This window comes from Fibrobacter sp. UWB4, from assembly GCF_002210345.1.
Classification (GTDB): domain Bacteria; phylum Fibrobacterota; class Fibrobacteria; order Fibrobacterales; family Fibrobacteraceae; genus Fibrobacter.
In genome coordinates this window covers 1-11,039 of record NZ_MWQI01000003.1, presented here as the reverse complement: position 1 = coordinate 11,039, position 11,039 = coordinate 1, and the positions used below count along the sequence as shown (strand labels likewise).

Annotated in this window: 10 protein-coding genes; all 10 read right to left on the bottom strand. The window is 48.5% G+C overall.

Features of this window, described 5'->3' with window-relative positions:
• Positions 1-6 precede the first annotated feature (6 nt).
• The gene (locus B7990_RS06805; protein ID WP_088640261.1) at positions 7-1,656 is read right to left on the bottom strand and encodes a type IV pilus twitching motility protein PilT; all 1,650 of its coding nucleotides are present in this window, start codon (positions 1,654-1,656) and stop codon (positions 7-9) included.
• Positions 1,653-2,456: an ABC transporter permease gene (locus B7990_RS06800; protein ID WP_088640260.1), complete on the bottom strand. Its 804-nt coding sequence runs from the start codon at positions 2,454-2,456 to the stop codon at positions 1,653-1,655. Before B7990_RS06800 ends, B7990_RS06805 begins: the two co-directional genes overlap by 4 nt.
• The gene (locus tag B7990_RS06795; protein ID WP_088640491.1) at positions 2,443-3,354 is read right to left on the bottom strand and encodes an ABC transporter ATP-binding protein; all 912 of its coding nucleotides are present in this window, start codon (positions 3,352-3,354) and stop codon (positions 2,443-2,445) included. Before B7990_RS06795 ends, B7990_RS06800 begins: the two co-directional genes overlap by 14 nt.
• 20 nt (positions 3,355-3,374) lie before the next feature.
• Complete coding sequence (locus B7990_RS06790; protein ID WP_088640259.1) at positions 3,375-3,695, bottom strand: hypothetical protein; 321 nt, start codon at positions 3,693-3,695, stop codon at positions 3,375-3,377.
• 184 nt (positions 3,696-3,879) lie between these two features.
• Positions 3,880-4,404, bottom strand: coding sequence for an FISUMP domain-containing protein (locus B7990_RS06785; RefSeq protein WP_088640258.1), 525 nt, complete (start codon positions 4,402-4,404; stop codon positions 3,880-3,882).
• 209 nt (positions 4,405-4,613) lie between these two features.
• Positions 4,614-5,369, bottom strand: a complete 756-nt coding sequence (locus tag B7990_RS06780) for a geranylgeranylglyceryl/heptaprenylglyceryl phosphate synthase (protein WP_088640257.1) — start codon at positions 5,367-5,369, stop codon at positions 4,614-4,616.
• Between the two features lie 248 nt (positions 5,370-5,617).
• Positions 5,618-7,420, bottom strand: a complete 1,803-nt coding sequence (locus tag B7990_RS06775; RefSeq protein WP_088640256.1) for an FISUMP domain-containing protein — start codon at positions 7,418-7,420, stop codon at positions 5,618-5,620.
• Between the two features lie 9 nt (positions 7,421-7,429).
• Positions 7,430-8,260: a TIGR02147 family protein gene (locus B7990_RS06770; RefSeq protein WP_088640255.1), complete on the bottom strand. Its 831-nt coding sequence runs from the start codon at positions 8,258-8,260 to the stop codon at positions 7,430-7,432.
• A 346-nt stretch (positions 8,261-8,606) separates the two neighbouring features.
• A complete protein-coding gene (locus tag B7990_RS06760) occupies positions 8,607-10,526 on the bottom strand; it encodes an FISUMP domain-containing protein (RefSeq protein ID WP_088640253.1) in 1,920 nt (639 codons plus the stop codon).
• Positions 10,527-10,535: 9 nt separating this feature from the next.
• The coding region (locus B7990_RS06755; RefSeq protein WP_141099231.1) for a DUF4423 domain-containing protein at positions 10,536-11,039 on the bottom strand (504 nt) is incomplete at its 5' end.

Below are 11,039 nucleotides of genomic sequence, written 5' to 3'. Positions count from 1 at the left end.
ACCTCGCTAAACCTTGCGGTAAGACGCAAAACGGCGGCTGTCGTTTGCACGTTTCCAGGCTTCGACGCCTTCGATGTAACCGGATTCTACGCACATTTGCAATGAATCATCGAGCGTAATACCTTGATCTTTCTGGTTGCTGATTGCAGAGAGGATCTGCGATACATCGCACTTGCGGATCATGCCCGCAATTGTCGATGTCACCTTCATCGCCTCGGTTGCAAGCACAAGGCCCTGATTTTGCACAGCCGGAATCAGGTGCTGCACGATGACGCCCTTGAGCTGATCGGCAAGCGAGCATGCAAAAGCGCTGCGGTTCTCGCTCGGCACGGACATGAGGAGGCGCGAAAGAAGCGCGTTGATGTTGTTGCCGCTCGCGACAGCGAACACGAGAGCGCCCGCGTTCGAAGCCTGCATGAGCAGGGAAAGCTCTTCCATCGTTTCGAGATGGTCAAAGAGAATCACGTCGGCTCCGGTGCGGATGGCAAGCTCGATGCCAGCGGCACCGGAGCGCACATGCAAGCCCACTTCGCGCTGGGCAATGGAGCCGTTCGGATTCTGGAGTAAGCGTTCAATCGGCTTTTCGACCGTCTGGATGAACATCTGGCGATTCGCGGCAATGCACTCGGCAAAGGCGGTCATCGTCGTGGAGCGGCCGCTCGACGACGGACCCGCAATGAGCACAAGCCCGCTATTGAGCGTCGCAAACTGCATGCTGAATTCGGGCAAGTAAAGATTCTCGAGCGCGACTGATTCCATCGGAATGACGCGAATGGAAATGCTCGGCGTGACATCGTTCCAAGTCACAGAAATGCGGGCACGGCCAACACCGGGGAGCGCAAAAGTCTTGCGGAAATTGCGGCCAACCACAATCTTGTAGCCGTCCGCGAAACCTTCGGCAGCTTCGCTCAGGCGGTCCATCAAGTGCGTCTTTTCGAGCACCTTTTCGGACGCGATAAAAAGCATACCCGACTGACGCATGGTAATCTGGCGGTCGGCGTAAAGGTAAACGTCCGTGACGTTAAACTTGCGGGCATAGGCGATGATTTTTGCAAGCGGCGTAAGCGGGTGCAAAACATCGGGAGCTTCGACGGCTTTGCCTTCGCCGGTAGCAACGGCGAACTGCGCCGGAAGTTCTTCGGTCGCCGTTTCTTCGTCGGGAGTTTCGCTTTCGACCGGAACCTGCACACTCGCCATGCTCGTCGTTTCGAGACCTTCGACCTTTTCGATGACGACCGTCGAAGAAGAGGCTTCGCCGTAAAGGCTGCTGTTGCCTTCAATCTTTATAGCGGGTTCTTCCGCCGGCTTGGGAGCAGGCGCGGTAGAAACAGCGGGAGCGGCAGGAGCGGGCTGTGCGGGAACCGCAGGGTGCACCGGGGATGATGCGGGATGCGCGGGAGCTGCGGCAGACGGAGACACCGCGGGCCTTTCAACAGTTTTTTCAACAGTCTTTTCAGCAGGCTTCGCGTTTTTCGCTTCGAGGTTCTTCACAAAGGCAAGAACCTTATCGTACATGGACTGTTTCAAGATTCCCGCACGAACAAGAACCTGACCGATATCCATCGAGTCGGAGATTTCGCCCCAGTGGGCCTTGACCTGGTCCTCGGACACAACCTTGTTGTGCACAAGGACCTTTGCCATGTACTGATTTCTCATAGGAAATCCCTCCGGCTAAACCACCAACTTGCGATGGCCAAGAACACGCCGATGTAACCGAGTGCATAGACGCTGTTCCAGAACACATACATGTCCGGGAGCGCAACCCCATGTACCACATAGTTCGTCACGTTAAAGCGATAAAGTCCAGGGAACACGGCGTGAATCACGACCGCCGCCTTCTCAAGAATTGCAGAAGAGGCGCCTTGCAGTTCGCCCATGCGGCTTGCAAACTTGACCTGTTCCATAAGCTGGTCGCTCAAATGGCCCGCAAAATAAACGCCAAGCGTAAAGAGCGCCGAAAGCACCGTGCTACTGAAGCTGCTGAACAGGAGTGCGACCGCAATCACGACCGCCATCTCGCAGAAGATGAGGTAAATTGCCGTCAAGAGGCTCACCGTCGGACTAGAACTTGTAATCCAGAGAATCGCATAATAGATTCCCGTGAGGAGCACGAGATGCACCGCGACAACCGCCAAAAGCCCAAAGTACTTGCCCACGATGAACGCGGCACGGCTGATTGGTTTTGACAAAAGCGTAAGCACCGTGCGCCGCTGGATTTCCTTTTGCACAAGGCTAATGCCCACAAAGATGGAAATCAGAAGGCCCGAAAGGCTCATCACGGAAAGCGTCGTGGACTTGATCACATAGGCACGGTCAAACACCGACCACTCGCCAAGCACAATGCTAAAAAGCGTAAGTGCAATCGCCAAAAAGCCAATGTTATAAAGAATCTTGTCGCGAATGGATTCGCGGAACGTATTGAGGGCAATAATGCCGATATGCTTAAGCGTCTGCACGGGCAATTTCCTCCGTCAAAATATCTTCGAGACTTGGACGCTTGTGGTCCATCTTTTCTACGGCAATCCCGTTCGAGAGGCAGAAGCCGAGCAAACGGTCACGGGCGACATCGTCGGCGCAGATGTATTCTTGCGGGTGGCCCGTTGCAGAAACGCCTCGCGGCAGGTCGGCACCGAGAATCGCTTCGCGCGTACGGATATGGTATTCGACACCGCAGGATTCCGTGATATCATCGACAGTCCCTTCGCGGACGATCTTGCCATCGACAATCATTGCCACGCGGTGGCTGATGCTTTCCACGTCGCTCAGCAAATGGCTCGAATAGAAAATCGTCACGCCATCGCGGTTGAGCTGCTGGATAGCTTCGCGCACGTCGCGGCGACCCATCGGGTCAAGGCCGCTCATCGGCTCGTCGAGAATCAAAAGCTTCGGCTTTCCAAGAATCGCCTGCGCAATGCCCACGCGCTGCATCATGCCCTTGGAATACGAACGCAAGCGGCGGTCGATCCAGTCCTTGTTCGCATGCAAAAGTTCAAGTGCCCAGCCAATGCGGGATTCGAGTTCGGCCCCCTTGAGGCCCACGAGCTTCCCGTAAAAACGCAAAAGTTCACGGCCCGAGAGGTAATCGTAAAAATACGGCTGTTCCGGAGAATAACCGATATACTCACGGCTCTTCACATCGCGCGGGCTGATGCCGTTTACAAGCACCTTGCCCGAATCAAAATTCAAAAGTCCCGTCAGGACCTTGATCGTGGTGGACTTGCCAGCCCCGTTAGGTCCAATAAATCCATACACCTTGCCCGCTTCGACATTGAAGCTCACGTCCTTGAGCGCAAGCTTAGGCTTCATCGTAAAGCCACTGCGATACGTCTTGTGCAGGTGCTCAATTTCAATCATCAAATCACTCATACACGCAATCACTTGTTAGAATTTTCGTCGGAATCGCTCGCAGCACCTTCACGAGATGCGTCATCATCAGAATCGTCAAGGCCTGCCGCCTTGTAGGATTCCTCGATTTCACGACGGCGACGGTCAGCCTTCTCTTTCTTGTTGATGAAAAAGTAAATGACAGCACCGACCAAATACACAATAATGCCCGAATAGAAAATCGGGTTGATAGACCTGCCCTCAAGACCAGGGAAAACATTCAAAATAATCTCGTGGCCAAAGAGCGAAAGCAGAACCAAGATAAAACCGAGCGCCCTCAGCACATGAGTGACAATCACAATTTTTTGCATCGTAAACCTCTAAACGATGCCGTACAACCCGCACGGCATTCACATTTTGAATATATGTATTTATAGATGAAAAAGGCTAGCGAAATCGCGAATATCGTGCGATTTTAAGCGAAATACATGCAAAAAAGGCCTTGCAGCGGGATGCCACAGGGCCTTCTTGTTATGATTGAGCTAAGAGGTTTGTCTATTTTGCCTTGACGCAGCGGACGGAGGCGGCGATGGTCTTGTTGTAATGTTCGTACGTTACTTTGTCCTGTACACGAACCATCACAGCGCGAGAATCGTCGAAAGCATCGGCGGTCCAGAAACTTGCGCTCACGTTTTCATCGACGTACTTGCCATCGTAATAGCGGAAGCCATCCTTGCCAATGTTGAGAACCTTGAGGTCGGCATTTTCGAAGTCGGCCTGTTTCGGGAGTTCCCAACCTGTGGGGCATGCGTCCTTGGCGGATTTCCAGTCATAGAGGCGACCATACTTTTTGCAGTTGTCGAGGTTATCGCCGTAGCAGTAGCTGGAATCGAAATTCACGAGATTGGCGTTTTCGGCCATCCACACGCGGCCACCCGTTTCGACGGTGGAGTAGGTTTGGCCTTGGCATTTGAGCGTCTTGGCGGATTCATCGTAATGGCAGTTTTCGACTTTTTCGCATGCAGTAAATGCAATCGCGGTTACAAAAAGAGCCAATACGGCAACGAACTTGAACTTCATATGTTCAATCTCCTTAAGATTGTTTTGGGCACCTCCATTTCTAGAGGCTGCCATTAATGAATTTTTCAAGAGCTCTTTTTTTCGGGCACAAATGTAGATGGAATTAGCCGTTTTGACTAATACTTTCTTTCGATTAGATTCATAATTAAAAATTATGAATTAGCTTTTTTCTATAAGGAGATTCCCACTCGGTGGCGGGAATGACAATGCTAGCCTTTCACGTGGATAGCGGCAGCGAATTCCTTGAGAAGTGCCGGATCGTTGACCTTTTCCCAGAGGGTGCCAGTGACGATGATTTGGGCGCCGGCGGCAACGCGGACGGCGGCAGTCTGCGGGTCCTTGATGCCACCACCTGTGATGATGGTCATCTCAGTAGCCTTGCGAGTGTAGGCGATATGCTCGACCGGCACAGGTTCTTCGGCTCCGCTGCCAGCCTCGAGATAAACATAACGCATACCCATGAGTTCTGCGGCAATGGAGTTCACCATGCTGAGCTTCGGCTTGTTTGCAGGAACTGGCATCGTATTGCTGATGTATTCGACCGTCGTGCGCTTGCCGCTGTTGATGAGCTGGTACGCCGTCGGGATCGCTTCCATGTTGAGGGCGCGCACGAGAGCGCCACCGCGCACCTGTTCGTCGATGAGGTAGTTCGGATTGCGACCGCTCACGAGCGTCATGAAGAGCATGGCGTCAAAGCCAGGAACGACCTGCGAAGCTCCACCCGGGAAAAGAATCACCGGCAAATCGACCGTAGCCTTGAGGGCAGCGACCTGCTTCGGGAGCGTGAAATTGCCGAGGTAGGAACCGCCGACCAAAAGCAAGTCCGCACCATTTTCCGCAGCCATCGAGCCGGCCTTGACAAAGGCGGCCTCGTCCGAAGTATCCGGATCCAAAAGCACAGCAAACAATGCCCCACGCTTCTCGATTTCTGCATTCAAACGGAGTTCGGTCTTACCAGGTTTCATAACAATTCCTTTTTACGCACAATGCGCTAGATAGAGTAAAGATACAATATTTCCACAAGGAGATTCTTGGTCAAGCCAAAGTAACATCGCAAATCAAGATTTCACTGGATCCTTCGCATTCGCTCAGGATGACAAGACTTTCCCTCAGGATGACTAGGCGCACGAGTATGACAAAGAAAAAGAAGGCGGGCCGCAGCCCGTCTTCCCTTTTCCTCCTAACAAATAATTTTTATGCGGTTTTAAACAGTTTAGTTCTTGATGCAGCGGACTGCGGCAGAAGTTTTCGGCGCATAAGGGCTAAAATCATATTCCCCGCCTTCAACTCTCTTCACAAAGCCATGCTTGTCCGACAACCCTAAACCAAAGCCATACGGCCTCCAATTGAAAACTTCCAATTTATACAAAGGCACATCCGTTAAAATAAACTCATTGGTGTACATAAAGGTTTCTAAATACACAAAACGAAAATCATCTGCAATGCTAGCCTTGACCCAACCTTTCAAATCAAATCCCGTAGCAGTCGCATCATAGAGCGCAGGCAGAACTTCATTTTGTTCAACACCATACTGCGCACCCATATTTTGCAACATCGTTTTCCAATCTTCAAACGTCGGGATTCTCCATCCATCCGGGCAAACGCCCTGATACGCATTATGATTAGACGGCGTGATATAATCCGTATAATTCCACGTCCAGGATTTTTCAGAATACCCTTCAGACGATCCCGGCCCTGCAAAATATGTCGTATCTCCCAAAGAATCGACCGAATACATTTTTATATCATCAGCCCCAATATTCATCGCGGCACTCCATTGATACTCACGCCCATATATACTGCAATTCGCATCATCAAATTCTTCTCGATAACAATATACGTTTCCAGATAAATTCGCTCTCAACGAACTGTCAACACTCAAAGATGTCGTATCCACGAAATCCAGATTTTCCGCCATCCACGTTTGCGTAACATCGCCCCAATTATACGTCACCGTCTTATAAGTTTTTCCGTCTCGCGCATCTGTCATAGAACCCATGGTATGTTCGATTGTCTTAAATCCCAAGGTCCACTTTCCGGAGTGGCAAACCACAGCAATATCATCATCATCGATAGGCCCCTTTACCACACCGGTTTCATTTTCACGAGCATCCGTGCACCGATCAAGACCTTTCGATCGCGCCAAATAGCCAATCTTATAGTCTATCATTTTTTTCGAATTCAAATAATACTGTTCCCGGGTTTCACCTTGACCAACAAACAACTTCGGCGGTATCGCATAAACAATCATAGGGGAGGTTGTTAAAAAATCCCTATACACATCAAGCAAATCCATTCGAACAAGCTCATTCACAAAAGCCAATTCCGAATTTTCGCCCATCAAATTTTCAAAGGAACCTAGATTCTCATATATCCCAAAATTTTCAAGGATTTCACGTTCAGCTAAATCGCTTGCTTCAGCAAAAGACCTCCCTTCAGCAAAATACTTTTGCAACAACGGGATTTTCAATGTCGTCAAAGTGCTAACACTTACCTTTTTCACATTCCGCAAATTCACAACAGCCTGCTGCACCTGCAAATAAAAAGGAACGTCCACAGTATCCATTGCACTTTCAAGCAAAGTCGAATTATTCTCGTAAAATACACCACGTTCCCGGCAACCTTCCGTATAGCAAGAATCCAAAGTTTCGATCAGTACATACGGACTGTTCAAAGCCAGCGATTCAAACGCAAAACGACCGCTATCGTTATCCACGGCACCCGCAAAAGAACGGCCCGTTTTTTCAAGTGTCAACGAATCCAGCTCATAAACGGTCACTTTCGCGCCTTTCGCCGCAAACACGGAACCTTCATATTCCGAAGGATTGATTTCCGAATTTGCCGAATCAGCGACCTTCATCAACTTTGGGTAAATATTGCCAATCTGCCCAACAAAAGCATACATGCCCTGATCCTGTTCGGCACCGCCCATCGCGCCAAGCGAACCATTTTCGTCTGTGCAAGCCGCATAAAGGAGCGCCATCAGCGCAGCCAAAGTAATTTTATTGAAATTCATAGTTTCCTCCTAGCCTTTATTAACACTCTTTTTTGTCATCGGGAAGAGCTGCACGTTCAAACGATAGACCTCGTCTGTTGCAGATTCGCTCGTTGCAATCGCAATGACGCGCTTTTGAAAATCGGCAATTTCCTGCACGATTTTTTTATACGCTTCGCGGGTGATGCCAAGCGTAAGCCCCGAGAAATGTCGTTCATCCTGCGGGACATTTTCAATCGCGCCAAGCGCGATCTCGCCCATTTGGCGCTGCAGCCCGCGAAGCGCGAGCGGAGCAAAATTCATCGGCCCGCTCGTCACGATTTTATCCGTCTGGGTGTAATTCCCGTCCTTGTCCTTCTGGAGCAAATTCGCTTTGACCAAAAAATTCAGCGTTTCAGAGACTTCGGCCGCCGAAACTTCGGGGCGGCAAGCATGCGCCATCGCCAAAGGCTTTGCTCCAGGCATTGCCGGGGCAAGTTCACGGAGCACCGGATTTTTCCAGTCTTCAAAAAAGCGGAACGACTCGCCTTCAACAACCCTCACTTTGTGGATGTCGGCAATCGCAAGCATTCTATTGAAAATAGATTTCTTCTCTTCGTCCGTTTTCGCATGACCAAACTTGACCATTTCGACAAAATAATCTTGTTCATAACCAACAAGACCCATTGCATTCGCGACCTGGCGCGCCGTCTCTTCGCCCAGATTCGAGCGGCCTTCGCTCACGTATTTCAGGAACACAGGCGACGAAAACCCGGCCGCCCGCGTAAAAGTCTGCCAAGTAAACGCAGATTTTGCCTTTTTCTCGGCATAGTAATCCGCAATATACTGGTGATAATTCGTGTACTTAAGTACATCCTTCATTTGTTCCTCCTAACACAAACAGCCTCTTGATTTTAAAGTCCGAGCCGTTTACAAGATGAAATATAAAACAAAAAATTTAAAAAGTCAATAGTTTAAGGATAAATATTTTATGTTTTTATTTAAATTTAAGCATTTTTGTTATTTTTATAAAAATTTTATCATTTTCTATAATACAAATAAAGTAGTTTATAGTTACTAGTTTTAGTTATTAGCAAATAGGTATAGAGATGGCGGATCAAGTCCGCCATGACACCATCTTCGACCAAAGCAAAAAAAAGAAGGCGGGCCGAAGCCCGTCTCCTGTCCCACATTTCCTCCTTACACTCATGTTTTTTGGGGATCAAATTCAATTTTTGATGCAGCGAACAAACATTTCATTATTTAGCACAAAGAACGGGAGTGCATTCCTAGGAGCATCTGTAAAATTCATATACATATCTATAGAAACGTTCTCACTTCCAACAAAAGCCGTAAAGGAGATACGGCCTACATCATTCTCGCTAGGAACCAAAGCATACCTGACGTCGCTCATCGGCGCAGTATATCCAAAACCGCTTCCATAGACATCGGTAAACGAGGCTCCTCGTGCGGCAACATTTTGCCCCAAGATTTCCCAATCTTCCTTATTGGGGATTCTCCATCCTTCCGGGCACACACCGCGATAAGCAACAGGCTTTGTTCGGAAAACAGATTCCGACAAATCCAAGTGACAACCATCATACTTTCTATAACAATAACTGTAAACGTTATCTGCGGTATCATTAGCCACACATTTGCCATCCGGTGATTTTACATAGCAATAAGCATACTTTACACTATCACTTGCGCCTTCAAGATAACCTTTCTTCAAACACATATCCTCTACAGCCACGGTTTCCCATTTATCCTTATAAGTACTGTCGGCATCATTCCATATAAATTCATGAATACGAGACGTCATTTTTATAGAAGACCAATCCAAATCCATCGCAGTTCGCCACGTATAATAACGGCCATAATCACAAGAAGAATCACCATCCCAGCACGTTTTACTAGATGTCGCATCTGTATAGTTCAGATTTTCGGCCATCCACGTCTGCGTAATATCGCCCCAATTATACGTGACAGTCTTATATGTTTTGCCATCGCGCGCGTCCGTCATCACTCCGCTAGAGTATTCTAACTTTTTACGCCCCGGTTTCCACTTACCGGAACGGCAAACAACCGACATATACTCATGCCCTAGTATTTTATAGACTTCATTTTCACGAGATTCTGTGCATCGACCAACACCAATTTCTTGTAAATAATAGCCTATTCCATAATCAAGCATCTTTATCTTATTCAAATAAACCTGCTCCATGTCACTCCCAAAAGCATTGGCTGCGGCAAAAGTTATGTAATAATAACGATCAAAAGGTATCGGAAAATTATAAACGAAAGCATCACCAAGAGTTATAATTCGAACAATCATCCGCAAAACATAAGACAATTCACCATTTACATTTTCAGCATTTTCAAATTCTCCCAAATCTTCATAAATGCCAAAGTTTTCCAAGATTTCTTGTTCCGCCTTTTTACCCGCCGCAGCAAAAGACATCCCTTCGGCAAAGTATTTCTTCAACAACGGGATTTTCAGATAACTTAATGTGTTAATGCTTATTTTCGAAGAACCTGATTCTTGGTAATTCCGTACATCAACTATAGCGCCTAAAGAAACCGGATATTTGGTAGAATCCAAAACGCCACAATCGGTAGGCCAAATTCCTCCCCAAGAGGAATCAATCACGGATTCGCATGGAACTTCAACATACGTTTGATAAGACGAAGAGCCCCACACACCACGTTCTTGACAATCAAACGCAATGCAAGAATCCCGTATTTCAATCAATACATACGGGCTACCCAAAAAAATATTTTCAAACGCAAAACGACCTTCACCATTGTCGATGGTATCCAAAAAAACACGACCATTCGGTTCAAGAGTTAGGGGATTCAATTCGTAAACAGCGACGACAGTTCCTTCAGGTACCTCCAAACGTCCATCATTAATTCCAGAAACTGAGTCAAGCCCATCCAATCCCATCACTTTAGGATACACATCGCCAGCTCGCCCCGCCAAAGCATACACGCCCTGTTCTTCGGCGGCACCACCATGAGCATCGTTTATCGGAGAAATGTCTTCGGAACAGCCCGAATACATCACGAGAAGAGCAAGTGCCATCGTCAAGCAGAACGCTGCCCCGATAAAATCAAACACAAATGTGTTTCGCTTTGAATTTTTCATGGTTTCCTCCTAGTCCTTTTTATTTAAACTTTTTTTCGTCATCGGGAAGAACTGCACGTTCAAGCGATAGACTTCGTCCGTTGCAGAATCGCGCGTTGCAATCGCGATAATGTCCTTGCGGAACTCGGCAATCCGCTGCACGATTTGCTCATACGCTTCGCGGGTAATGCCAATCGTAAGGCCCGAAAAATGGCGTTCATCTTGTGGCACATTCTCGATAGCATCAAGCGCGAACTCGCCCATTTGGCGGTGTAATCCGCGGACTGCGAGCGGCGTAACATCCATCGGGCCAGTTGTCACGACCTCATCCGTTTGTGCGTAATGGCCGTCTTTATCCTTTTTGAGCAAATCCGCCTTGACTAAAAAGTTCAACGACTCGCTGACTTCGGCCGCCGAAACTTCGGGGCGGCAAGCATGCGCCATCGCCAAAGGCTTTGCTCCAGGCATTGCCGGGGCAAGTTCACGGAGCACCGGATTTTTCCAGTCTTCAAAAAAGCGGAACGACTCGCCTTC